Below are 22149 nucleotides of genomic sequence, written 5' to 3'. Positions count from 1 at the left end.
GGACGCATCCGATGTTCGGGGCACCTCCTCGACCGGGCCCGGAGCCCGGGTGGGGGACCGGTCGAACCACGGGCTCAGGTCCGCGCGGCGGCCGGCGCGGGCGCGGCCGGCCGGCGGGCCCCGCCGCCCGCGCCGGCCAGGTCCAGCAGCAGTTGCTTGACCTCGGTGGCCGCCATCCGGCCGGGCAGGGCGCCGGGGGCGGAGCACAGCACCACCGGGCCGTCGCCGTCGCCCGCCGGGAGGCGGCCGTGGCTGCCGCGGACGGGTGCGGGGTCCAGGGGCACCACGGCCATGCGGTAACGCATGCCGAGTCTCTTGCGGGCCAGGGCGGTGGCCGCCCGGGCCTTCACATAGGGGTCGTGGGGGTCCATGAACAGCTCGGCGGGGTCGTAGCCGGGTTTGCGGTGGATCTCGACGAGCTGCGCGAAGTCGGGCGCGCGGTCGTCGTCGAGCCAGTAGTAGTACGTGAACCAGGCGTCGGGTTCCGCGACGGCGACGAGTTCGCCGGCGCGGGGGTGGTCGAGGCGGTGGGCCTTCTTGCCCTCGTCGTCGAGGAGTTGTCCGATCCCGGGGAGTCCGTCGAGGGCGGCTCGGGTGGCGTCCAGGTCCTCGGGGCGCCGGACGTACACGTGGGCGATCTGGTGGTCGGCGACCGCGAAGGCGCGGGAGGCCATCGGGTCGAGGTACTCCATGCCGTCCTGGGTGTGCACCTCGAGCAGGCCGGCACGGCGCAGGGCGCGGTTGACGTCCACGGGCCGGCTGACGGGGGTGATGCCGTACTCGGACAGCGCGACCACCGTGCGGCCTTGCGCGCGGGCCTCCCGGAGCAGCGGGGCCAGTGCCGTGTCGAGGTCGGCGGCCGCGCGCGCCGAGCGGGGGTCGTCGGGGCCGAAGCGCTGCAGGTCGTAGTCCAGGTGCGGCAGGTAGGCGAGCGTCAGGTGCGGGTCGCGGGAGGTCATCACGTACCGGGTGGCGTCGATGATCCACCGGGAGGAGGCCAGGCCCGCGCCCGGGCCCCAGTAGCTGAACAGCGGGAAGGTGCCCAGGCGTTCGGTCAGCTCGTCGTGCAGGGCCGGGGGCCGGGTGTAGCAGTCGGGCTCCTTGCGGCCGTCGGCGCGGTAGACGGGGCGGGGGGTGACCGTGTAGTCGGTGTCGGCGCCCATGGCGTACCACCAGCAGACGTTGGCGACGGTGTAGCCGGGGTGGGCGCGGCGGGCGGCGTCCCAGACCCGTTCGCCCTCGATCAGCCGGTGGCTCTGCCGCCACAGCAGGACCTCGCCGAGATCGCGGAAGTACCAGCCGTTGCCGACGATGCCGTGCTCGGCGGGGGAGCGGCCGGTGAGGAAGGTGGCCTGCACCGAGCAGGTGACCGCGGGCAGCACGGTGTCCAGCGGGGCGCTCGAACCCCGCTCGCCCAGCGCGGCCAGGTGCGGCATGTGGGCGAGCAGCTTCGGGGTCAGGCCGACGACGTCCAGCACGAGCAGGGGCACGGGCCCTTCGGGGCGGGTCATGGCAGTTCCTTCAGGCCGAGGTCGGTCAGCAGGTCGCGGGCGAGGGACAGTTCGGCGGCGATGCCGTCGGCGAGCCCGTCAGCGTCGCGGGGGCGCGCGTCGGGCGGCAGCACCTGCCAGGTGTACGTCTCCACCTCCAGGTGCCGGGTCAGCGGCCGGTCGCCGCCCACCAGGACGGACAGCGCGCGGCGCAGCACGGGCAGCGTGGAGGTCAGGGGCGGGGCGGGTGCCGCGTGCAGCGGCACGTGGAAGTGGGAGCGCCAGGGGCTGCCGGCGGGCAGCCGGGCGCCGGTCAGGGCGGGAGCGAGGTCGTCGGTGCCGCGCAGGCCGGCGGCGGTGAGGGTGCGGGTCTGGTGCAGGAAGCGCGGCTCGGCGAACGCGGCCAGGGCCTCCCGTGTCCCGGGGCGGTCCGGGTGCTCGGCGTGCAGGGCCGCGGACACCTGGGCCTTGACCACGCCGACGCCGGCCGCGGTCAGCGCGGGCAGGGCGGTCTCCGGCTCCTCGAAGGAGGTGGCCAGGTGGCAGGTGTCGACACAGACGCCGATCCGGTCGTGGCCGACGGCGGTGAGCGGGCCGATCGCGTCGGCGCAGGTCTCCACCACGCAGCCGGGCTCGGGCTCCAGGGCGACGCGGACGGAGCGGCCGGTCGTGCGGGCCAGCTCGTCGAGACGGCCGGCCAGTTCGGTCAGGGCCGCTCGGGCACGGGCCGCGCGCCGGGCGTCGTACGCGGTCCGCCAGGCCAGCGGCAGAGTGGAGACGCTGCCCTCGGTGACGTCGTCGGGCAGCAGGGCGGCCAGGATCCGGGCGAGCGCGAGGGTGTGGGCGTAGCGGCGCGGGTCCGCCCAGTCCGGCCGGTACACCCGGTACTTGACCTCGCCGGCGCCGAACCCCTCGTACGGGAAGCCGTTGAGGGTGACGACCTCCAGCCCGTGCCGGTCGAGGGTGTCGCGCAGGGTGCGCAGGGCGCGCGGGTCGGTGTCCAGGGTGCGGGCGGCACCGGCGGCCAGCCACAGGCCGACGCCGAGCCGGTCCACGCCCAGGCGGCGGCGGACCGGCGCGCAGTGGGCGCCCAGCTGCGCGAGGACGCCGTCGAGGTCCTCGGCGGGGTGCACGTTGGTGCAGTACGCGAGGTGGACGACGCTGCCGTCCGGGTGGCGGAAGCGCACCGGGTCACCGCCCTGCGGGCACGGGGTGCGCCGGGGCGCCGCGCAGGATCGAGTTGCCCTCGTGGGTGGGGCCGGTGGCGGCGACGTCGAGGTCGAGGCGGCCGCTGAGGGAGTAGAAGGCGACCGGGTTGCGCCACAGCACGAGGTCCACCTCGTCCTCGGTGAATCCCGCGGCGAGCATGGCGTCGCCGACCTTGCGGGTCTTCAGCGGGTCGCTCCTGCCCCAGTCGGCGGCCGAGTTGACCAGCACCCGCTCGGGGCCGAACTCCTTCAGCACGGCGACCATGCGCTGCTCGTCCATCTTGGTGTCCGGGTAGACGGAGAAGCCCAGCCAGCAGCCGGCCTCCCGGGCCGCGGCGACGGTGGTCTCGTTGAGGTGGTCCAGCAGCACCCGCCCGGCCGGCAGGGCGGACTCCCGAACGACGTCCAGCGTGCGGTGCAGTCCCGCGAGCTTGTCGCGGTGCGGGGTGTGCACCAGGGCGGGCAGGCCGTGGTCGGCGGCGAGCTGGAGCTGGGCGGCCACGGCGGTGTCCTCGGCGGGGGTCATCGAGTCGTAGCCGATCTCGCCGACGGCCACGACGCGGTCCTTGACGAGATAGCGGGGCAGTTCGTCGAGGACGGGGGCGCACCGCGGGTCGTTCGCCTCCTTGGGGTTGAGGGCGATCGTGCAGTGGTGGGCGATGCCGTACTGGGCGGCGCGGAACGGCTCCCAGCCGAGCAGCGTGTCGAAGTAGTCGAGGAAGGAGGCGGCCGAGGTGCGGGGCTGGCCGAGCCAGAACGCGGGCTCCACCACCGCCCGGACCCCCGCGGCGTGCATGGCCTCGTAGTCGTCGGTGGTCCGGGACGTCATGTGGATGTGCGGGTCGAAGATGCGCATTACCGTTCCTCCTCGGTCAGGGCGAGCATGTGGCGCAGGTCCTCGGGGACCTCTCGCGCGGCGGCGGTGCGTTCGTCCGCGAACGCGCGCAGCATCCGGGCCAGCTCCCCGTCCCCGCGGGCCCGTTCGGCCAGGGCGAAGACGCGGACCACCGGCACCCCGGTGAACAGGCACTTGAGCACCGCGTGCCGCCAGGCGTGGGCGTCCAGGTACCGGGCGGCGCAGGGGCCGACGGCGGCCGCCAGCAGGCCGGTGTCGTTGGTGCGCAGGGCGTCCTCGACCAGCGGCGTGCCGTGCGCCGGCGCGAGGTCCAGCCGCGGCAGGGCCAGCAGTACGGCGCGGCGCTCGACGGTCGTGCCCTGCCGGTACAGCCGGGTCACGGTGGCGGCGTCCGGACGGGCGGCGGCCAGCAGCTCCACCCGGGCGGTGTCGCCGAGGGCACGGCAGCGGCGGCCGGCCTCCGCGAAGCGCAGCTCCCAGTCCCGGTCCCCGGCCGCGGCCGCGGCGCAGGCCCGGGCGAGCCAGTCGCGCGCGTCCTGTTCGGCGCCGGGGGCGGGCCGGGGGACGGCGGGGTCCTTCTCGGCGTGGACGGTGGTCATCCGGTGCCTCCGTTTCGCAGGAACCGCAGGGAGCGCGCGGCGAGTTCGGGGCCGGCGTGCGAGTGGCGGGGCAGTTCGACCACGGTCAGTCCCCGGTAGCCGGCGGCGGTCAGCGCGGCCAGGACGGGCGGGAAGTCGATCTCGCCCTCGCCGAACGGCAGGTGCTCGTGGACACCCCGGCGCATGTCCTCGATCTGCACGTGCTTCAGCCAGGGCGCGGCCTCGCGCACGCAGTCGGCGGGCGGCAGGGGCTCCAGGCACTGGCAGTGGCCGATGTCGAGGGTCAGGCCGAGCGGGGGCGGGTCGCCCAGGTCGGCCCGCAGCCGGTGGAAGCCGGCCAGGTCGCCCAGCAGATGGCCGGGTTCGGGTTCGACCGCGAGCGGGACCCCGGTCGTCTCCGCGACGTCGAGGACCGGTTCGAGGGTGTCCGCCAGCCGCTTCCAGGCGGTGTCCGGGTCGGTCCCGGCCGGCGTCACGCCGCTGAAGCAGTGCACGGCGTGCGCGCCGAGGTCGGCGGCGACGCGCAGGGCGCGGATCAGCAGCCGCACGCGCAGCCCGCGGGCGTCCGCGTCCTCGTCCAGCAGGGTGGGCGCGTGCTTGCGGCGCGAGTCGAGGACGTAGCGGCCGCCGGTCTCCACCGTGACCTGCATTCCGAGCCGGTCCAGGCGGCGCGCGAGGCGGGCGGTGCGCGTGGCCAGGTCCGCCGCCAGCGGGTCGAGGTGCATGTGGTCGAGGGTCAGTCCGACCCCGTCGTAGCCGAGGTCGGCGAGCAGGGCGAGCGCGTCGTCCAGGCGCAGGTCGGTCAGCCCGTTGGTGCCGTAGCCCAGGTTCAGCCGGCTCATGTGGTGCTCACCTTCCGCGCCAGCCGGGCCGCGACCGGGGCCAGCGCCGCGGTCAGCAGCCCGGCCACGGGCGCCCCGGCGCGGGCCGTGAGCGCCGCCTGCAGACAGACGGTGGCCCTGATCCCGGCGCCGACCGCCCGCTGGACGAGCACGGGTGACGGGTTGAGGGCGGCGTGCGCCAGCGGCGGGGCGGCCGTGGCGAGGTAGCCGAGCGCCAGGGCGGTGCGTACGGCGTGCCGGTCCGCGGCCGGGCGGCGCGCGACGGGCAGCAGGCTCGCGGTCACGGCCGCGGTGGCCGCGAGCGCCGTGAGCGGGGCCGCCGGCGAGCCGCCCTCGGTCTCGCGGCGGGAGGCCAGGGTGACGGCACAGGTGTGGCCGGCCAGGGTGGCCGCCGGGACGAGTGCCGGGCGCAGCGGGCGGCCGGTGGCGGCCGCCCCCAACAGCAGGTCCAGTCCGCGCGCGGCGGCCATCGCCGCGGGACCGGCCGGGGTGTGCTTCAGCTTCAGGTCGTACGCCCACACCGTGGCCGCCAGCGGTACGGCGACGGCCAGGGGCCGCCGGCCGGCGCGGGCGGCCAGGGCCAGGCCCGCCGCCGTCAGCGTGCCCGCCGCCGCCAGCGCGGCACGCGGCCGGACGCGGCCCGAGGGCAGCGGGCGGTGCGGGCGCTGCACGGCGTCCTCCTCGTGGTCCGCCCAGTCGTTGAGGGCCATGCCCGCCTCGTACAGGCACACCGAGGCGCCCACCGCGAGGGCGGTCGTCCGCCCGGGCCGCGCCCCGGCGGCCGCGGCGCCGGCCAGCGCGTCGCCGGGCACCGTGAACACCGCGGGCACCCGCAGCAGTTCGGCCCAGGCACGGGCGGTGGCGGCGACGGGGACCGCGGGGCCGCCGGTGCGGCCGCCGGCGACGGACGGGGAGGCGGGGGGCGCCGTGGGGGCGGGCCGGTGGAGGCGGGATCGCAGCCGCCGGACCGCGCCGGTGGAGGTGATGCTCACCGGTGCTCCCCCAGCCGGTCGGCGAAGGCCAGCAGGGCGGCGTACTGCTGGGCCAGGGACGTGCTGTCGCCGTCGGGGTCCTTGAAGTAGAAGCCGAGTTCGGGCCGGGGCCCGGACAGGCCCACCTCGTGGGCGCGGGCCAGCAGCCGCGCCAGGTCCAGCACGAGCGGCGCGGCGAGCGCGGAGTCGCAGCCCTGCCAGATCGTCTGCAGCACCATGCGGGTGCCGAGGAAACCCTCGAAGGCGACGTGGTCCCACGCCGTCTTCCAGTCCCCGAGCGCCGGTACGTCGTCGATGTGCACGTCGCCCTCGGGCCGCGCGCCCAGGTTGTCGACCAGCACCCGCTCCTTGCCGGCGTTCTTCGCGGCGGCGGCCGCCGGGTCGGCGAGCGCGGCCCCGTCGCCGCCGCCGAGCAGGTTCGTACCCGACCAGGCCCGCACCTGGAGGGCCCGCTGGCGGAACATGGGCGCCAGCACCGCCCGCAGCAGGGTCTGGCCGGTCTTGCCGTCCCGGCCCGCGCACGGCAGGCCCGCGAGGGCGGCCGCGTCCGCCAGCCGCGGGTGGTTCATCCCGGCCGAGGGGGTGAAGTTGACGTAGGAGCAGCCGGCGCGCAGGGCCGCCGCCGCGTACAGGGAGCTGGCCGGCCACTCGCCGGGGCCGGGGACGGGCTCGGTGGAGGCGACGTTCACCACGACGGTACGGACGGCGCCGGTGGTGCGCGCGAACTCCCGCAGGTCCGCGGCGAACGCGTCGATCAGCTCCTCGGTGCCGCGCTCGTCGCCGGCCTGCGGTCCGCCGGGCCGCACGCGGCTGTCGGCGGCGGCCAGGTCGCCGTGCACGGCACCGGGCAGCCAGTGCGGCAGCACGCCCTGCGCGGCGAGCTGTTCGGCCCGTTTGGGCAGCGGACCGCTGCCGGTGTCGTGGCCGCCGAAGACCAGGGAGGACAGCTCGGGCAGACCGCTGCGGGCGAACGCGGGCGTCTCGGTGACCAGGCCGGTGGGCGCGAGCAGCCCTCCCGCGAGGGCCGCGCAGCCGGCGACGGTCGTCGTGGCGACCGAGCCCCGGGCACCGACCAGCCACACGCCGGTCGGTGGTGCTGCGGCGGGGGTGTGGGCGTGAACGGACACGGGCGGCCTCCTTGGGCGTCGGATGGGGTCCGCGCAAGCGGATGCCCGGCCAGAATGCCGATCCGTGCGGTCGGCGGCCGTCCCCCTCCGGCCGCTGTCGAGCGGCGGCCGAGCGGTTCCCCACCGGAGGCCCGGCCACCGCCCGACCACCTGGTGCGCGCGCCCCCGGGCACGGCGACGGCCCCGCCGGCGGGGGAACCCGGCGGGGCCGCGAATGGGGACGGCAGCCTCGGAAGGCGGCGCGGTGAGCCTGTGTCAGGCCCGCCCGGCCTCAGTACCAGACGCGTACCAGCTGGCCGTTCGTGCCGACGGAGTGGTTGGTGATGTACACGCAGCCGAAGATGTCGACGCCGAGACCGGAGGGCTGCCGCAGCCGGTCGCCGGTCGGGATGGTGGTGACCTTCTTCGTGCTCAGGTCGATCTCGGACAGCGAGCCCGGCGTCGGCGCCCCGGCCAGCGAGGAGGAGCTGTAGGACAGGGCGAGCAGGTCGCCCTTCCAGTCGAAGGCGATGTCCACGATGTTGGTCAGCCCGGAGACGAGGACCTGCGGCTGCTGGCCCGGCGGCACCTTCCAGATGCGCGAGCCGCCGACCTGCCCGCCACCCATGTCGGCTATGTAGAGCGTGCCGTCGGAGCTCTTGACGATGCCGGTGGGCACCGACTCGGCGGTGCCGTTCTTCGGCAGCACGTACTTGGTGGAGGTGGTGCCGTCGCCCGGACCGGCGACCACGTCGTTCGAGCCGGCGTCGGTGGCCAGGAAGCCCGCGCCGTCCCGCACGAACCGCCACGGGTTGCCGTTGATGTCCCCGCCGTCGGGGTTCAGGGTGGCCTCGTGGGTGACCATGTCGCCGAGGACCTTGTTGTCGCCGGTGCGGAAGACGGTGCCCAGCGTCTTGGCGGAGGCGCCGAGGGAGGAGCGCAGTTCGGGGGTGCCGGGGCCGCCGAAGGCCGACAGCACGGTGTAGCCACTGCCGGCGGTGGTGCCGGCCACGGCCTGGGACGGGCCACTGGCGTTGACGGTGGTGGGGTCGGCCGCGCCGACGGCGACGGAGGGCAGCCCGGTCACCACACGGCTCATGCTGCCGCCGAACGGCACCTTGACGATGGCGCCGGTGGCGCCCAGGCAGCGGGTGCCCGCGGCGCAGCCCGGCAGGCCCTCGCCGGACTCGGCCACCAGCACCGAACCGTCGGACTGCGCGGTGATGCCGCGCGGGTTCTTCAGACCGGAGGCGACGACCGTCAGCGTGGCGGAGGGCTTTTCCTCGGCCCCGGCCTCGGCAGGGACGGCGGCCGTCGTGGCCGTCAGCATCACCGCCGCAGCGGCGGCCGTCGGCAGGACCTTCTTCCAGGAGGCGCGTGAATTCGACATGTCTCTCCTTCGCTGCATGCTTCCCCCGATTTTTCGGAGAGCCGGATGCGAAACCTGCGCCACCATAGGGGAGTCGACGGGGGCGTTTGACCGCTTATTTGCCGCACTTAAACAGAATTAATCCGGGCGCGATCTGAATTCGAGCAGCCCTCCAGTGATTCCCGAAAATTATTCCTACCGTTGACAACCGGGTCCCTTGCCCGTTCGGCGGCTGGGACGGAATGAGCACCTACTGCACGGGAGGAATCGCATGCCGGAACTGCCGCCCCCTTCAGTGGTCCGCGACCTGGAAAAACAGCGGGCGGAACTCCAGAAGCAGGTCAGGGAGATGGCGCCGCCGCCCTTCGCCCTGCTCGAACTGATCATGGGCTCGATGATCACGCAGGCCCTGCGGGCGACCGCCGAGCTGCGTGTGGCCGAGGCGCTGGCGGACGGTCCGCTCGGCCCGGAGGAGCTCGCCGGACGCGTCGGCGCGAACCCGGACGCCCTGGGCCGGGTGCTGCGGCTGCTGGCCTCCCAGGGCGTCTTCGCCGGCCACCCGGACGGCACGTACGGGCTGACCCCGATGGGGGAGGCACTGCGCGCCGACCACCCGATGACGATGCGGGACATCGCGCTGCTGATGGGGCACCCGACCCACTGGGAGGACTGGAGCGCCTTCCTGGAGACGGTGGTCACCGGCGAGCCGAGTCTGCCGAAGCTGCGCGGCATGAGCGCGTTCGAGTACCTGGAGAGCAACCCGGAGTACGGCGCGGTCTTCATCAACGGCATGGGCAACATGTCCGCCACCGAGACCGAACCGGTGGCCGCCGCCTACGACTTCTCCGCCTTCGGCACCGTGCTGGACTTCTGCGGCGGGCAGGGCGGGCTGCTGGCGGGCATCCTGCGCGGATCGCCGCAGACCCGCGGCATCCTGTTCGACCCACGCGTCGAGGCCAACGGGGCCGCCGGGTTCCTCGCCCGGCAGGGGGTCGCCGACCGCTGTACGACCGTGGCCGGTGACATGTTCGGCCCGGTGCCCACCGGCGCCGACGCCTACGTCCTCAAGCACATCGTGCACGACTGGCCCGAGGAGGAGGTGCTGAAGATCCTGCGGAACGTGCGGGCGGCCGTGCGGCCGGGCGGCAAGCTGCTGCTGGTCGAGATGGTCGTGCCGGAGCAGGGCGACGAGCCGCACTCGGGGAAGCTGGTCGACCTGTGGCTGATGCTGCTCGTCGGCGGCCGGGAGCGCACGGCCGGCCAGTACGCCGACCTCCTGTCCCGCGCCGGCTTCCGGCTGGAGCGCGTGGTGGAGACGGCGGCCGCGGTGTCGGTCGTCGAGGCCGTGCCGGTCTGATCGCCCCACCGGGCCCACCGGGCCCACCGGACCCGCCGAGGCCCCGGCCGCCCCCGCAAGGGGAGCGGCCGGGGCCTCGGTCGTGGTTCTGGGCGCGGACCGCGCGTTCGGCCTCGCCGGTGGGCGGGGGCGGGGTCGGCGGGGGGGCGGTTCCCCCCTTCGAACCGGGCGGGAAGTGCCCCTGGGGCCGGTTGGGGGGGGGAAGAGCGTGCGCCGAACGGCCGGGCTGCCGGAGGGCCAGGCGCGCGGGGAAGGGGCACCCGCGGATGCCGTGGCCGTCCGGAGGAGGACGGTACGGGGCAGGCGCGCACCGGCGGCACCGGCCGCCCGGGTCCGGGGGCCGGTGCGCGGGGGATGCGGACAAGGGGCCGGCCGCCCGGAGGCCGGTGCGGGGAGGGGTGCACCGCAGGGCCGGGCGGCCGGAGGGGGGTTGAGGGTCAGCGGGCCGCCGGGCCGAACCAGCGTTCCAGGGCGGGGGCGAGGCCGTCGGCCGCAGAGGTGCCGGCCCAGGCCACGTAGCCGTCGGGGCGGACCAGGACGGCCGTCGCGCCGGCCAGGGCCTCGGTCCCGGCGGCGTCCGCGGCGGCCACGGTCGCCACGTCCACGCGGCCCTGCCAGCCCGCCGCCGCGTCCCGTGCCGCGGCGTCGTCGGCCAGGTCCAGGAGCACGCCCCGCCCGGCGTGCAGCAGTTCGGCGATCCGGGTCTCGCCGCCCTCGCCCACCAGCGTCCGCGGCGGCATCCTGCGGCCCACGAGCGGATGGCCGTCGGTCTCCTGCGCGCCGAGGTCGTAGCGGATGTCGAGGTGGCTGACGATGCCCGCGAGGTGCTTCTTCACGTCGTCGTACCGCAGCAGTTCGGCGAACAGCTCGCGCAGCGGGTCCGCCTGCTCGCCGCCGAGGAAGATGGTGCCCTGGGCGCGGGTGTTCATCAGCAGCCGCCGGCCCACCGGGTGCCGTTCGGCGTGGTAGCTGTCGAGCAGCGCCTCGGGAGCCGCCCCGCGCGTGACCAGGGCCAGCTTCCAGCCGAGGTTGACCGCGTCCTGCACACCGGTGCTCAGTCCCTGCCCGCCGGCCGGGAGGTGGATGTGGGCGGCGTCGCCGGCCAGGAAGACCCGGCCGCGCCGGTACTCGGAGGTCTGGCGGGTGGCGTCGGTGAAGGAGCTGACCCACTTCGCGCCGCCGTGGTGGATGTCCTCCCCGGTGATGTGCTCCCAGGCGTCGGCGACCTCCTCGAAGGGAACGGTCGTGTCGCGGTCGCTGACCGGGGTGCCGTGCGGGCAGGCGATGAGCCGGTTCACGCCGTCACCCAGCGGACCGACCATGACCATGCCCTTGGGCAGCCGCTCACCGAGGTAGCGCGGGCGCAGGTCGCAGCCGACGACGTCGGCGACGTACATCTTGCGGCTGGCCGGGATGCCGGGGAAGTCGAAGCCGGCCGCCTTGCGGATACGGCTGCGCGAGCCGTCGCAGCCCACCAGGTACGAGGCGCGCAGCCGCCGCGGGCCCTCGGGCGTGTCCAGGGCGATCTCGACGGCGTCGCCGTCCAGGAAGCCGTCGGCCAGCTCGGCGAACTCCCAGCCCCGCCGGATGTCCGCGCCGAGTTCGGCGGCCCACTTCTCCAGGACCTCCTCGGTCTTCCACTGCACCACGCCGCGGGCGCCGAAGTGGGAGTCGGGGAGCACGGAGTAGTCGAACTGCACGCCCCCGAAGTGCCCGACCGGCATGGTCTCCAGGCTGCCCCAGCGGGGCAGCAGTCCGCGCTGGTCGAACGTCTCCATCGTGCGGGCGGTGAAGCCCAGGCCGCGCGACTGCATGGTGGGTTCGGTCAGCTTCTCGACCACGATGACGCGTGCTCCGCCGAGGGCGAGTTCCCCGGCGAGCATCAGGCCGGTCGGCCCCGCGCCCACGACGACGACATCGGTGTCCACCGCTGTCCCTTCCATGGTGTTCCCTTTCTGCAGAATCGTCCTTGCGCTTGCGGTGGGGGGAGGGGCCGTTGCGGCCTACCGGTCGGCGGGCGGGCCGAACCAGCGGACCAGGGCTGCCCGCAGCCCTTCGTCGCGCATGTCCTCGCCCACCCAGGCGACATGGCCGTCCGGGCGCAGCAGCACACGGTCGGCGCCGTGCAGGGGGCCGGGGTCCTGAGGGAGGACCGCCACCGCGCTCACCCGGCCCGCCCAGCCGTCGGGCGGCCCGGCCGGATCACCGCCGCGCAGGTCCAGCAGGACGCCTCTGCCGGTGCGCAGCAGCTGGGCGGGGTGGAGCCGGCGCCGGCCGGCGTGCAGCACGGTGTGCGGCATCCGGGCGCCGAGCAGCGGGTGCGCGGGGCCGCCGACGTCGTAGCGCACGTCCAGGCCGCTGATCATGCCCGCGAGGTGGGCCCGCACGCCCTCCTGGCCGATCAGTTCGCCGAGCACCGCGCGCAGGGGTTCCACGGTGCGGTCGCCGAGCAGCATCTGGGCCTGGGCCCGGATGTTGGCCAGCACCCGCCGGCCGACCGCGTGCCGTTCGGTGTGGTAGGTGTCCAGCAGCTCGTCGCCGGCCTCGCCGCCCAGGCACAGGGCCAGCTTCCAGCCGAGGTTGAAGGCGTCCTGGATGCCGAGGTTGAGGGCCTGCCCGCCGATCGGCATCTGCTGGTGGGCGGCGTCGCCCGCGAACAGGACCCGGCCGTGCCGGTACCGGGTGAGCTGGCGGGAGGCGTCGCCGAAGGCGTTGACCCACAGCGGGGTCCCGCCGCTGATGTCCTCGCCGGTGACCCGCTTCCAGACGGTGGCGATCTCCTCGAACGAGGCGTCGGCGGTGCGCTCGCGGGCGGACGAGCCGAACTCGTGCACCATCACCCGGGTCACGCCGTCGGGGCGGCGCGCGGCGATGGCCAGGCCCCGTTCCAGGCGCTCGAAGCGCCGGTTGGGCACGTCGATGCCGTCGACGTCGGCGCGCAGCAGTTCCCGGCCGGCGTCCTGGCCGGGGAAACCGGCGCCGAGCAGGCGGCGCACGGTGCTGTTCTCGCCGTCGCAGGCCACCAGGTAGTGGCAGCGCAGGCGCAGCACGCCGTCCCGGCCGACGGCCTCGGCCTCGACCCGGTCCCCCACCTCGCCGACGGCGACCAGTTCGTGCCCGCACTTCAGCTCGGCGCCCAGCGCCAGCGCCCATTCCTCGAGGACCGCCTCGGTCTTGGTCTGCTGCACCTTCCACTGCCCCGGGTGGGTGCTGGGCAGGGTGAGGTCCAGCGGGACGCCCCCGAAGTGGCCGCGGGGCTCGGCGGGCGGGGACCCGAAGTCGGGCAGCAGCCCCCGGCTGTCGAGGATCTCCATGGTGCGCGCGTGCAGGGTGGAGGCCCGTGACTCGTGGTTGGGGGCGTGCCGCTTCTCCAGGAGCACCACGTCGACGCCGGCGCGGGCCAGTTCACCGGCGAGCATCAGCCCGACGGGACCGGCCCCGACGACGACCACGTCGGCCGCAAGGCGGTCCGCTGCCACGGTCAGGCCTTCTTCTGCTCGGCGTAGGCCTTGGCGTGGGCCAGCGTGGCGCTGCTGTTGGTGGACAGCGCCGTGTGCACGTACGCGCGGGCGTCGGCGACGGTGGCGTCGGCGCCGAGGACGCGTGCGATGTTGTCGGTGTTGAGGGTGACGGTGTGCTGGGAGGAGGCGCTGGTGCCCTCCTCGGTCTCGACGAACGTCCACTCGCCGGTGTGCAGGGTCATCAGCGCGGGCAGCGTGACCTGCTTGTAGGCGATCTTGTGGTGCGGGAAGACGACGCGGTACGACTTGGTGGTGTGCACCGAGCCGTCCTTGGCGCGGGTGTCCATCTCCAGCTCCTGAAGGCCCGGCGTGTCCTCGCCGAGGCGTACGACGGCCACGTGCGGCAGCCGCTCGGCCCACCGGTCGGCCTCGTTGATGAAGTCGAAGACGTCCTTGGCGCTGCCGTCGATCCGCACGGTGTCGGTGAAGGAGAAGGTCAGCTCCTCGGTGTCGGCGGCGTGCACGCGCTCGACGTTCTCCTTGAGCGCCGCCAGCTCGGAGGTGCTGTTCTTGTCCACGGCCCGCTCGATCCACAGCAGGTCGTGCGGGTCGTCGCCGACGGCGCTGTAGTCGTGCAGCAGCCGCACCCGGGAGGCGGCCTCGCCGAGCGGCTCGATGATCCAGGTGCCGCCCATGTGCTTGACGGGCGGCGCCGGGATCTCCTGGCGGAAGGTGATGGTCAGCGCGTCGGCGTCCAGGGTCCGGCGCGAGGTCCAGTCCTTGGGAGTGCCGTTGGCGGTGGCCCAGATCCGGATGCGCTCCTCGTCGCCCTGCTCCTCGAGCCGGTCGACGTGGATGGTGGGCGGGAAGATCCGCGGCCAGTTGGTCACGTCCGCGAGCAGCTCGTAGACCGCGGCGGCCGGGGCGTCGATGGTGATCTCGTGCTCGACCTCACGCGTCGTCATGAGGTTCTCCTCGGAGGGTGTCGGTGGGGCGGAGGTCAGAAGTTGCCCAGACCGCCGCAGACGTTGAGGGCCTGCGAGGTGATGGAGGCGGCGGTGTCGGAGGCCAGGTAGCCGACGAGGCCCGCGACCTCCTCGGGCGTGGAGTAGCGGCCGAGCGGGATCTTGGCCTGGAACTTCTCGAGGATGGCGTCCTCGGAGGTGTCGTAGGCGTTCGCGTAGCCCTGGCGCACGCGCTGGGCCATCGGGGTCTCGACGTAGCCGGGGCAGACCGCGTTGACGGTGATGCCGGTGGGAGCCAGCTCGTTGCCGAGGGCCTTGGTGAAGCCGACGACGCCGTGCTTGGAGGCCGAGTAGGGCGCTCCGAGGACGACGCCCTGCTTGCCGGCCGTGGAGGCGATGTTGATGATGCGGCCGCGGTCCTTGTGCCGCATGCCGCCGGCGTTGAGGACCGCCCGGGTCATCCGGAAGACGCTGGTGAGGTTGGTCTCCACCACGTCCTCCCACAGCTCGTCGGTGAGGTCGGCGGTCACGCCGCCGCCGGACCGGCCCGCGTTGTTGACCAGTACGTCGACGGTGCCGAAGCGGTCGACGGCGGCCCGCACGAAGGCGTCGACGGAGGCGGTGTCCCGCACGTCGAGGACCGTGCCGTCCACCTCCAGGCCCTCGGCCTGGAGGTCCTTGACGGTGGCGGCGACGTTGTCGGCGTTGCGCGCGCCGATGAAGACGCGGTGGCCGGCGGAGGCCAGCAGGCGGGCCGAGGCCAGGCCGATGCCGCTGGTGGCACCGGTGACGAGGGCGACCCTCGCGGTGCTGTTGTCGCTCATGTCGGGCGTCCTCCTTCAGGCGGCCTGGGCCGGCGCGAGCTGCGCGTTGACGACGTCGATGAAGGAGCGCGGCGTGTTGGCCTCGCTGACGGCCTCCTCGTCCAGGGAGATGCCGTACTCGCGCTCGATGAGGCCGCCGGCCTCCAGCAGCGCGAGCGACTCGTAGCCGATGACCTCGAACTCGGTGTCGAGGATGTCGCCGTCCAGGTCGACGCCCTCGGCCACCCCGGCGGCCTCCCGCAGGGTGCGCTTGAGGTCCTCCAGGGTGAACAGCTTGGTGGCCATGCTGGGTCCTTTCGTCTGTGGTTCGGGGTGTGCGGTGACGGGGTGCGCTACACGGCGGCGCGCACGACCATCGCGGAGTTGAAACCGCCGCTGCCGCGGGCCAGGACGAGCGCGGTGCGCACGGGCGCCGGGCGGGGATCGGTGAGAACCAGGTCGAGCGGGTAGTCCGGGCACGGCTCGGTGTGCACGGTCGGGGGGATCACCCCGTCGCGGATCGACAGGAAGGCCGCCGCGAGGTCCAGCGGAGCGGCGCCCGAGTACAGGCGCCCGGTCATGGTCTTCGGCACCGTCACCGGCACCCCGCGGTCCCCGAAGACGGCGCTGAGCGCCTGCGCCTCGACGAGGTCGCCGGCCGGGTCGCCGGCGCCGTCGGCGAAGACCACGTCGACGTCGGCGGCGTCCGCCCCGGCGTCGGCGAGGGCGACCTCGACGGCCTTGCGCAGGCCCGGCTCGCGTCCGCTGCCCGGGCGGGGGTCGATCGTGGCGCCGTAGCCGGCGATCTCGCCGTAGACGCGGGCACCGCGGGCCCGGGCCGCCTCGGCGTCCTCGGCGATGAGGATGGCGCCGCCCTCGCCGGGCACGTAGCCGCGCGCGTCCCGGTCGAAGGGCAGGTAGGCGCGGGTCGGTTCGTCGCTGGTGGACAGCTTGCCGGTGGTCAGCTGGGCGACCCAGCCCCAGGGGCAGATCGAGGCGTCGAGCGCGCCGGTGACGATCAGGGCGGTGCCCTTGCGGATCTGCCGGCGGGCCTGCGCGACGGCGTCCAGGCCGCCCGCGCCCTCGCTGACGACGACTCCGGAGGGGCCCTTCATGCCGTTGCGGATGGAGATCTGGCCGCTGTTGACGGCGTAGAACCAGGCGAAGGACTGGTAGGCGGAGACGTACTGGCTGCCGCGGCTCCACAGGTTCTGCAGCTCGCCCTGGCCGAACTCGAAGCCGCCGGCGGCGGACGCCGTGATGACGCCCATGTCGAACTCCGGCAGTTGCCCGGGGTCGGCGCCGGCGTCCTTGAGGGCCCAGTCGGCGGCGACCAGCGCCAGCCGGGTGACCCGGTCGGTCTGCGGCAGCAGACGGCTGCTCAGGTGGTCCTCGGCGACGAAGCCGGGCACCTCGCCGGCCAGCCGGGCCGGATAGGCGGACGGGTCGAAGCGGGTGATGCGGCCGATGCCGTGCTTGCCGCCCAGCGTCGCCGACCAGTAGTCCTGCGTGCCCAGGCCGTTGGGTGCCGCGACGCCCAGGCCGGTCACCACCACCGAGGCGGTCATACGAGGCTCCTTTCCGCGCTGGTGAGCACCATGGCGCTCTGGAAACCGCCGAAGCCGCTGCCGACGGTCAGGACGGTGTCGACGAGCTGGTCACGGGCGACGACGGGCACGTAGTCGAGGTCGCACTCCGGGTCCGGGGTGTGCAGATTGGCCGTGGGCGGGACCACGTCGTACTCCATGGCCAGCGCGGACGCGGCGATCTCGATGGAACCGATGGCCCCGAGGGAGTGCCCGACCATCGACTTGATGGAGCTGACCGGGGTGCGGTAGGCGTGCTCGCCCAGGCTCCGCTTGAACGCGGCGGTCTCGTGCCGGTCGTTCTGCTTGGTGCCGGACCCGTGGGCGTTGATGTAGTCGACCGACTCCGGGTTCAGCCGGGCCTCGTCCATGGCCCGCTCGATCGCCTCGGCCATCTCCACGCCGTCGGGCCGCAGGCCCGTCATGTGGTAGGCGTTGGAGCGGGTGGCGTACCCGGCGATCTCGGCGTAGACGTGCGCGCCGCGCTTGCGGGCGCTCTCCAGCTCCTCCAGGACGAAGAAGGCGGTGCCCTCCCCGAGGACGAACCCGTTGCGGGTGGCGTCGAAGGGGCGGGAGGCGCACTGCGGTTCGTCGTGGCGGGGGGTGGTCGCCTTGATCGCGTCGAAGCAGGCCATGGTGATCGGCGAGATCGGCGCGTCGGAGGAACCGGCGATCACCACGTCCGCCGAGCCCTCGCGGACCAGCTCCACCGCGTAGCCGACGGAGTCGATGCCGGAGGTGCAGCCGGTGGAGACCACGGTGCTCGGGCCCTCGGCGCCGACCGCCCAGGCGACCTCCGCGGCGAACGAGCTGGGCACCATGTGCCCGTACAGGTGCGGGACGGCGTAGGTGTGGTCCACGACGTCGAGGCGGCCGCCGTCGCTGACGACGCGGTACTCGTCGTCCAGGCCCATCGTCGCGCCGACCGCGCTGCCCACGGTGACCCCGACGCGGTGCGGGTCGACGGCCCCCAGGTCGATGCCGCTGTCGGCGACGGCGCCGCGCGAGGCGACGACCGCGAACTGGGCGGCCCGGTCCAGCCGGCGCACCTCCTGGGGCGTCAGGCCGTGCTCGTAGGGGTCGAAGTCGGCCTCGGCGGCCACCTTCGAGCGGAACGGGGCGGGGTCGAAGAACGTGATGCCCCGGGTGGCGGTACGGCCGTTGCTCAGCAGGTCCCAGAACCTGTCCCGGCCGACACCGCCGGGAGCGATGACCTCGATCCCGGTGATGACAACGCGTCGCCGGTTCACGCGGACGCCTCCCAGGTGTAGAACCGGGTGGCCATGGCGTCGGCCGGCGAGCGCCAGGTCTTTGGGTCGTAGGCCTCGATGAAGGGCTTGAGGTCCTCGCTGATCCCGACGAAGCGCGGGTCGGTCTTGGCGGCCTCGATCAGCTGGCCGCCGTTGTCCTCGTCGAAGTCCTGGAGGTGGAAGTACAGGCCCCGGTAGGAGAACAGCTGGCGGCGCCGCGTTCCCATGCGGTGGGGCATGTCGGTCGCGTCGAAGTCGGCGAACAGCCGCGCCACGTCGTTGCTCGAGGCCTCGGCCATCCGGGCGACAATCAACGTGCTGTGCATAGAGGTTCAGCTCCTCGGCGTTGCATGGGAGATTTCGCGTAGTGGGCGGGGCGGCCGGGGGACCGGTGGGGGAGGCCCCCCTGTGTGCCGACGGTGCGGCCCGGCGGTAGGGCCCGGCCCGCACGGCGCCTGAGGCCGGCCTGAGCCGCGTTCACGGGCGGCCGGTGGGGTGCGGCGGACGCCCGGCCCCGCGAAAGGACCGGGCGTCGGGGTGAGGCGGGGCGTGCCGGCGGGCGGCACGCCGGTTCACTCGTCGCCGGCGGCGCGGGTGAGGACGACCTGGTAGGTGTTGACGTCGACCTCGGTGGTGACCGCGGTGATGCGGGCGTGGGCCTTGCTGCGGCCCTCCGGCCACTTCTCCTGCGGCAGGTCCCGGTGGGCGTCGTAGGCCTCCTTGCTCTCCCACTGCGAGTAGGAGACGACGAAGGAGCCCTCCAGGCCGCGGGCGCGCAGGCCCTTGAGGACGATGTGGCCGCGGAAGCCGGGGGCGTCGACGATGCCCGCCTGGCCGGGGCCGAGGGCGTCGATCAGCTCGTCCTGGTCGCCCTGCGCGACCTTGTGGACGGCGATGACGGTGTAGTTGCCGCGGTTGGGGCAGATCGTCACCTCGCTGCCCGGGCCGTCGGAGGTCAGGGTGTAGGCGATCTCGTTCTGCAGCAGCCGGATGGAGGTGGTGATCTCACCGAAGACCGGCAGGGTGCGGTGCTTGAACTCCTCGCCCTGGTAGCGCTTCTCGAGGTCCTCGCCGCTGCGCCACTGGATGAAGTTGGCGGTGCCGGGGCTGTCGACGCCGGCGTGCACGGTGCTGGACATCCAGCCCTCGTACGTCGCCGCGTTGACGATCTTCGTCATCTCCTGGATGAGCGAGTCCTGCTTCTCGGGCGCGTCGGTGGTGAACAGGTTGAGCACGGTGAGGTGGTTGTCCTCGACGGAGACGGTGGGCATGGGTTTCCTTCGCTTCCTGTGACGGTACGGACGGGGGCCGGCTGAACGGTTTCAGGCGGCGGGGCCGAACCAGCGGGTGAGGGCCTCGGCCAGGCCGTCGGCGCCGGCCCCGGTGGGCGCGACCCAGGCGACGTAGCCGTCGGGGCGGACGAGGATGCCGTCGACGGGCACCTCGCAGTCGAAGTCGGCGGCCACCAGGTCGACCCGGTCGGCCCAGCCCGCCGCCGCCGTGCGCAGCCCGTGGTCGCCGCCGAGTTCGAGCAGCACCGGGCGGCCGGTGTGCTGGAGCGTGAAGCTGGAGACCTTCTCGCCGTCGACGACCAGCTCGCGCTCCGGAAGGCGCCGGCCGAGCAGCGGGTGGTCGCCCTCGCCGACGTCGTGGCGGATGTCCAGGCCGGTGACCATGCCCGCCAGCAGGCGGCGCACGGACTCGTGGTTCTCCACGAGCTCGCCGAACACCTCACGCAGCGGGGCGATGTCGTCGCCGCCGAGGTAGAGGGTGCGCTGGGCCAGGGTGTTGGTCAGGATGCGGGCGCCGACCGGGTGCCGCTCGCCGTGGTAGGTGTCGAGCAGGCCCTCGGGGGCCCGGCCCTTGACCTCCAGCGCCAGCTTCCAGCCCAGGTTCACGGCGTCCTGGACGCCCGCGCTCATGCCCTGGGCCCCGATCGGCAGGTGGATGTGGGCGGCGTCGCCGGCCAGCAGGACCCGGCCCTTGCGGTAGGTGACGGCCTGCCGGCTGACGTCGGTGGTGGAGCTGACCCACAGCGGGGTGGCGCCGCTGATGTCCTCGCCGGAGAGCCGCTCGAAGGTCGCGGCGACCTCCTCGAAGGTGATCGGTTCCCGGCTGGTGCGCAGCGGCTCGGTGCGGTCGAAGTAGATGACGCGGCTGCGGTCCGGGCCGAGCGGCATCACCATGACCATGCCGTCCGCCACCCGCTCGCCGCTGAACCGCGGGCGCAGCTGGATGCCGGCCACGTCCGCGAAGCGGAGCTCGATGGTCGGCTCGGTGCCGGGGAAGTCGATCCCCGCGAGGGTGCGCACGGTGCTGCGGGCGCCGTCGCAGCCCACCACGTAGCGGGCGCGCAGCCGGACGTCGCCGTCCGGGGTGCGGGCGTGGACGGTCACCGCGTCCTCGGCCGTGTCCAGGCCGGTGACCTCGGCCCCGCGGCGCACCTCGGCGCCCAGCTCCCGCGCCCAGTCGCCGAGGACGGCCTCGGTGCGGGCCTGCGGGATGCCGCGGGCGCCGTACGATCCTCCCTCGATCACGCGGTAGTCGAGGCCCACGCCGCCGAAGTGGCCGACGGGAATGACGCCGACCTCACCGAAGCGGGCCATGAGGCCCCGCTGGGCGAATTCCTCGATGGTGCGTGCGGAAAATCCCAGAGCCCTGGACTGTCGCATGGGCTCGCTCAGTTTGTCGAGCACGGTGACCGAGACTCCATTGAGCCTCAATTCACCCGCGAGCATAAGTCCGGTGGGTCCGGCTCCCACCACGATGACGTCAGCGTCGAAGTCGTTCATTTGGCCCTCTTCCCACTGGTGTTCGGCCAGTATTACGAGGGCTGCGGACGGCCGTAAATAGCGTTCGGTACAGGACTTCTACAATGAATGCCAGAGAAACCTGGGGAATGTCAGATCTTTGTCAGGAAGGTTGCCGGGCCGAGGGCGGACGGTGGAATTATCAGGTATGACCTACACCCGCAGCATCGATGAATCTGCAACCAATTCGGCGGAGTCCCCGGAGGAGTCCCGCGCCTCGGTGGCGGCGCTGCTGAACCGCTACCTCGTCTCGCTCGACGACACCGACGACAGGCTCGACGACGCCTGGGCGGACGGACTGTTCACCGAGGACGCGGTCGTCGCCTTCCCGATGAGCCGGCACCAGGGACGCGCCGGCATGGCCGAGTACCACCGCACGGCGCTGTCGGCGTTCGCTGCCACGCAGCACCTGGGTTCCGCCCCGGTGGTGGTGCTGGACGGCGACCGGGCCACCCTGCGGGCCAACCTGATCTCCACGCACGTGCACCACGCGCGGCACACTCCTCCGCTGGGTGAGCTGGCCCCGCTGTTCGCCACCGGTACGTTCGTCACGGGCCGGGCCCGGCGCACCGGCGGGGGCTGGCGGCTGTCGGAGCTGGCCTTCCGGCTGCTGTGGGCGGACGGCTCCCCCGCACCGGCCGCGTGAGGTCCGGGCGGACGGGCCGGCGCCGCCGACGGCCGCCCGGGCCGCCCAGTTCCTGCCGGTCCCGCGGCACCCGCCCGGTACGGGCCGGGAGCCGCGGGGCGCTCACGTGTTGAGGCTGAGCACCCGGTCCACGGCGATCTCGATGACCACCCGGCCGGGCGGGTTGGGCGGCGTGGACCAGTACCGCCGGGCGTACAGCTTCGCCCCCCGCACCACCCGCTCCGGGTCGCGCACGACGGTGCCGGTGCCCTCCAGGGTGGCCCAGGCGAACCCGTCCACCTGGCACAGGGCCACCCGGCTGCCGGGCGCGGCCAGCAGATTGCGGGCCTTGCGGGACGAGGCGACGGTCATCACCCGCGCGAGACCGCTGGACGACTCCCACGTGAACCGCACCGGCGCCACGTGCGGCGACCCGTCGGGCCGGATCGTGGTGAGGGCGGCGACGTGCTGCGTGTCGGTGAGGAACGCCTCCAGGGAGGCGGACACCGCCACGGCGGCCGGGCGCTGCTCGGGCAGAGGCATCGTCTTTCGTCCTTATGTCCTCGGGAACGTCGATCTCGAACTTCGACCGGGAACGTCGAGAGAGCACGGGGGGCCGTCGGCGGAGAGGGCCGAGGGGAACAGCGGGAAGGCGGCCCGTGTCCCCGGCGGGTCAGTCGATGCCGCGGACGATCGTGTCCTCGTCGTCGTCCGCACCGGCCAGCCGCAGCGGCGGCGCGCAGATCACCGGCGCCGGCCCGGATTCGGCCGCGCCGGCCTGTGGGATTCCCGTCTCGCCGTCGTACATGGGCGCCTCCTTCATGGGCACC

The 22149-nt window shown here is 74.0% G+C and carries 22 protein-coding genes; 2 read left to right on the top strand and 20 right to left on the bottom strand.

Annotated elements, in window-relative coordinates:
* Positions 1 to 74: 74 nt before the first annotated feature.
* The 8 genes from ACLIN4_RS36555 to ACLIN4_RS36520 form a co-directional block, all read right to left on the bottom strand.
* Positions 75 to 1511 (bottom strand): nucleotide pyrophosphatase/phosphodiesterase family protein, encoded by a 1437-nt coding sequence (locus ACLIN4_RS36555; protein WP_411576824.1) that lies wholly within the window; start codon positions 1509 to 1511, stop codon positions 75 to 77.
* Positions 1508 to 2677, bottom strand: a complete 1170-nt coding sequence (eboE, locus tag ACLIN4_RS36550) for a metabolite traffic protein EboE (RefSeq protein ID WP_289911745.1) — start codon at positions 2675 to 2677, stop codon at positions 1508 to 1510. The genes ACLIN4_RS36555 and eboE overlap by 4 nt, the downstream gene beginning before the upstream one ends.
* Before the next feature lie 4 nt (positions 2678 to 2681).
* Positions 2682 to 3554: a TatD family hydrolase gene (locus tag ACLIN4_RS36545; protein ID WP_411576823.1), complete on the bottom strand. Its 873-nt coding sequence runs from the start codon at positions 3552 to 3554 to the stop codon at positions 2682 to 2684.
* Positions 3554 to 4153: an EboA domain-containing protein gene (locus tag ACLIN4_RS36540; RefSeq protein ID WP_411576822.1), complete on the bottom strand. Its 600-nt coding sequence runs from the start codon at positions 4151 to 4153 to the stop codon at positions 3554 to 3556. Before ACLIN4_RS36540 ends, ACLIN4_RS36545 begins: the two co-directional genes overlap by 1 nt.
* On the bottom strand, positions 4150 to 4995 hold the full coding sequence (locus tag ACLIN4_RS36535) for a sugar phosphate isomerase/epimerase family protein (RefSeq protein ID WP_107479106.1): 846 nt from the start codon (positions 4993 to 4995) through the stop codon (positions 4150 to 4152). Before ACLIN4_RS36535 ends, ACLIN4_RS36540 begins: the two co-directional genes overlap by 4 nt.
* Positions 4992 to 5987 (bottom strand): SCO3242 family prenyltransferase, encoded by a 996-nt coding sequence (locus ACLIN4_RS36530; protein ID WP_373429131.1) that lies wholly within the window; start codon positions 5985 to 5987, stop codon positions 4992 to 4994. Before ACLIN4_RS36530 ends, ACLIN4_RS36535 begins: the two co-directional genes overlap by 4 nt.
* Positions 5984 to 7114, bottom strand: a complete 1131-nt coding sequence (locus ACLIN4_RS36525) for an inositol-3-phosphate synthase (RefSeq protein ID WP_381943989.1) — start codon at positions 7112 to 7114, stop codon at positions 5984 to 5986. The genes ACLIN4_RS36530 and ACLIN4_RS36525 overlap by 4 nt, the downstream gene beginning before the upstream one ends.
* Positions 7115 to 7385: 271 nt before the next feature.
* A complete protein-coding gene (locus ACLIN4_RS36520; RefSeq protein ID WP_179342554.1) occupies positions 7386 to 8483 on the bottom strand; it encodes a ScyD/ScyE family protein in 1098 nt (365 codons plus the stop codon).
* Positions 8484 to 8847: 364 nt separating this feature from the next.
* Here ACLIN4_RS36520 and ACLIN4_RS36515 point away from each other — a divergent pair, with 364 nt between their 5' ends.
* The gene (locus tag ACLIN4_RS36515; RefSeq protein ID WP_411576838.1) at positions 8848 to 9819 is read left to right on the top strand and encodes a methyltransferase; all 972 of its coding nucleotides are present in this window, start codon (positions 8848 to 8850) and stop codon (positions 9817 to 9819) included.
* A gap of 437 nt (positions 9820 to 10256) precedes the next feature.
* On the opposite strand, the gene ACLIN4_RS36510 is transcribed toward ACLIN4_RS36515, so the two are convergent.
* The 10 genes from ACLIN4_RS36510 to ACLIN4_RS36465 form a co-directional block, all read right to left on the bottom strand.
* Positions 10257 to 11762: an FAD-dependent monooxygenase gene (locus ACLIN4_RS36510; protein ID WP_411576821.1), complete on the bottom strand. Its 1506-nt coding sequence runs from the start codon at positions 11760 to 11762 to the stop codon at positions 10257 to 10259.
* A gap of 60 nt (positions 11763 to 11822) precedes the next feature.
* Positions 11823 to 13298: an FAD-dependent oxidoreductase gene (locus ACLIN4_RS36505; protein WP_382023295.1), complete on the bottom strand. Its 1476-nt coding sequence runs from the start codon at positions 13296 to 13298 to the stop codon at positions 11823 to 11825.
* 2 nt (positions 13299 to 13300) lie between these two features.
* The gene (locus tag ACLIN4_RS36500) at positions 13301 to 14245 is read right to left on the bottom strand and encodes an aromatase/cyclase (RefSeq protein ID WP_289911735.1); all 945 of its coding nucleotides are present in this window, start codon (positions 14243 to 14245) and stop codon (positions 13301 to 13303) included.
* Positions 14246 to 14280: 35 nt separating this feature from the next.
* Positions 14281 to 15069 carry a 3-oxoacyl-ACP reductase FabG gene (gene fabG / locus ACLIN4_RS36495; protein WP_107478678.1) on the bottom strand — a complete coding sequence of 263 codons (789 nt, stop codon included), beginning with the start codon at positions 15067 to 15069 and terminating at the stop codon, positions 14281 to 14283.
* A gap of 15 nt (positions 15070 to 15084) precedes the next feature.
* Entirely contained in the window at positions 15085 to 15354 is a 270-nt protein-coding gene (locus ACLIN4_RS36490; protein ID WP_100044758.1) for an acyl carrier protein, read from the bottom strand.
* 47 nt (positions 15355 to 15401) lie between these two features.
* Positions 15402 to 16616, bottom strand: a complete 1215-nt coding sequence (locus ACLIN4_RS36485; RefSeq protein WP_100044757.1) for a ketosynthase chain-length factor — start codon at positions 16614 to 16616, stop codon at positions 15402 to 15404.
* Positions 16613 to 17884, bottom strand: coding sequence for a beta-ketoacyl-[acyl-carrier-protein] synthase family protein (locus ACLIN4_RS36480; RefSeq protein ID WP_100044756.1), 1272 nt, complete (start codon positions 17882 to 17884; stop codon positions 16613 to 16615). The genes ACLIN4_RS36485 and ACLIN4_RS36480 overlap by 4 nt, the downstream gene beginning before the upstream one ends.
* Positions 17881 to 18210: a TcmI family type II polyketide cyclase gene (locus tag ACLIN4_RS36475; protein ID WP_100044755.1), complete on the bottom strand. Its 330-nt coding sequence runs from the start codon at positions 18208 to 18210 to the stop codon at positions 17881 to 17883. The genes ACLIN4_RS36480 and ACLIN4_RS36475 overlap by 4 nt, the downstream gene beginning before the upstream one ends.
* Before the next feature lie 246 nt (positions 18211 to 18456).
* On the bottom strand, positions 18457 to 19155 hold the full coding sequence (locus tag ACLIN4_RS36470; protein ID WP_100044754.1) for an antibiotic biosynthesis monooxygenase family protein: 699 nt from the start codon (positions 19153 to 19155) through the stop codon (positions 18457 to 18459).
* Positions 19156 to 19206: 51 nt separating this feature from the next.
* Complete coding sequence (locus ACLIN4_RS36465; RefSeq protein ID WP_107478676.1) at positions 19207 to 20676, bottom strand: FAD-dependent monooxygenase; 1470 nt, start codon at positions 20674 to 20676, stop codon at positions 19207 to 19209.
* Between the two features lie 166 nt (positions 20677 to 20842).
* On the opposite strand from ACLIN4_RS36465, the gene ACLIN4_RS36460 reads away from it, so the two are divergent.
* Positions 20843 to 21340: a nuclear transport factor 2 family protein gene (locus tag ACLIN4_RS36460; protein ID WP_289911725.1), complete on the top strand. Its 498-nt coding sequence runs from the start codon at positions 20843 to 20845 to the stop codon at positions 21338 to 21340.
* A gap of 102 nt (positions 21341 to 21442) precedes the next feature.
* On the opposite strand, the gene ACLIN4_RS36455 is transcribed toward ACLIN4_RS36460, so the two are convergent.
* Positions 21443 to 21862 carry a pyridoxamine 5'-phosphate oxidase family protein gene (locus ACLIN4_RS36455; RefSeq protein WP_107478675.1) on the bottom strand — a complete coding sequence of 140 codons (420 nt, stop codon included), beginning with the start codon at positions 21860 to 21862 and terminating at the stop codon, positions 21443 to 21445.
* A gap of 130 nt (positions 21863 to 21992) precedes the next feature.
* A complete protein-coding gene (locus tag ACLIN4_RS36450) occupies positions 21993 to 22142 on the bottom strand; it encodes a hypothetical protein (RefSeq protein WP_179350205.1) in 150 nt (49 codons plus the stop codon).
* Positions 22143 to 22149 lie beyond the last annotated feature (7 nt).

The organism is Streptomyces mutabilis (genome assembly GCF_046628145.1).
Taxonomy (GTDB): Bacteria; Actinomycetota; Actinomycetes; order Streptomycetales; family Streptomycetaceae; genus Streptomyces; species Streptomyces mutabilis.
This window is presented reverse-complemented; position numbering and strand designations above follow the sequence as displayed.

What these genes read in the sequence shown, in the direction of transcription:
- ACLIN4_RS36555 (WP_411576824.1), bottom strand. Translation starts at nt 1,511, where the DNA reads ATGACCCGCCCCGAAGGGCCCGTGCCCCTGCTCGTGCTGGACGTCGTC.
- ACLIN4_RS36545 (WP_411576823.1), bottom strand. Translation starts at nt 3,554, where the DNA reads ATGCGCATCTTCGACCCGCACATCCACATGACGTCCCGGACCACCGAC.
- ACLIN4_RS36540 (WP_411576822.1), bottom strand. Translation starts at nt 4,153, where the DNA reads ATGACCACCGTCCACGCCGAGAAGGACCCCGCCGTCCCCCGGCCCGCC.
- ACLIN4_RS36535 (WP_107479106.1), bottom strand. Translation starts at nt 4,995, where the DNA reads ATGAGCCGGCTGAACCTGGGCTACGGCACCAACGGGCTGACCGACCTG.
- ACLIN4_RS36520 (WP_179342554.1), bottom strand. Translation starts at nt 8,483, where the DNA reads ATGTCGAATTCACGCGCCTCCTGGAAGAAGGTCCTGCCGACGGCCGCC.
- ACLIN4_RS36515 (WP_411576838.1), top strand. Translation starts at nt 8,848, where the DNA reads ATGGGCTCGATGATCACGCAGGCCCTGCGGGCGACCGCCGAGCTGCGT.
- ACLIN4_RS36510 (WP_411576821.1), bottom strand. Translation starts at nt 11,762, where the DNA reads ATGGAAGGGACAGCGGTGGACACCGATGTCGTCGTCGTGGGCGCGGGG.
- ACLIN4_RS36500 (WP_289911735.1), bottom strand. Translation starts at nt 14,245, where the DNA reads ATGACGACGCGTGAGGTCGAGCACGAGATCACCATCGACGCCCCGGCC.
- fabG (WP_107478678.1), bottom strand. Translation starts at nt 15,069, where the DNA reads ATGAGCGACAACAGCACCGCGAGGGTCGCCCTCGTCACCGGTGCCACC.
- ACLIN4_RS36490 (WP_100044758.1), bottom strand. Translation starts at nt 15,354, where the DNA reads ATGGCCACCAAGCTGTTCACCCTGGAGGACCTCAAGCGCACCCTGCGG.
- ACLIN4_RS36485 (WP_100044757.1), bottom strand. Translation starts at nt 16,616, where the DNA reads ATGACCGCCTCGGTGGTGGTGACCGGCCTGGGCGTCGCGGCACCCAAC.
- ACLIN4_RS36475 (WP_100044755.1), bottom strand. Translation starts at nt 18,210, where the DNA reads ATGCACAGCACGTTGATTGTCGCCCGGATGGCCGAGGCCTCGAGCAAC.
- ACLIN4_RS36470 (WP_100044754.1), bottom strand. Translation starts at nt 19,155, where the DNA reads ATGCCCACCGTCTCCGTCGAGGACAACCACCTCACCGTGCTCAACCTG.
- ACLIN4_RS36465 (WP_107478676.1), bottom strand. Translation starts at nt 20,676, where the DNA reads ATGAACGACTTCGACGCTGACGTCATCGTGGTGGGAGCCGGACCCACC.
- ACLIN4_RS36460 (WP_289911725.1), top strand. Translation starts at nt 20,843, where the DNA reads ATGACCTACACCCGCAGCATCGATGAATCTGCAACCAATTCGGCGGAG.
- ACLIN4_RS36455 (WP_107478675.1), bottom strand. Translation starts at nt 21,862, where the DNA reads ATGCCTCTGCCCGAGCAGCGCCCGGCCGCCGTGGCGGTGTCCGCCTCC.
- ACLIN4_RS36450 (WP_179350205.1), bottom strand. Translation starts at nt 22,142, where the DNA reads ATGAAGGAGGCGCCCATGTACGACGGCGAGACGGGAATCCCACAGGCC.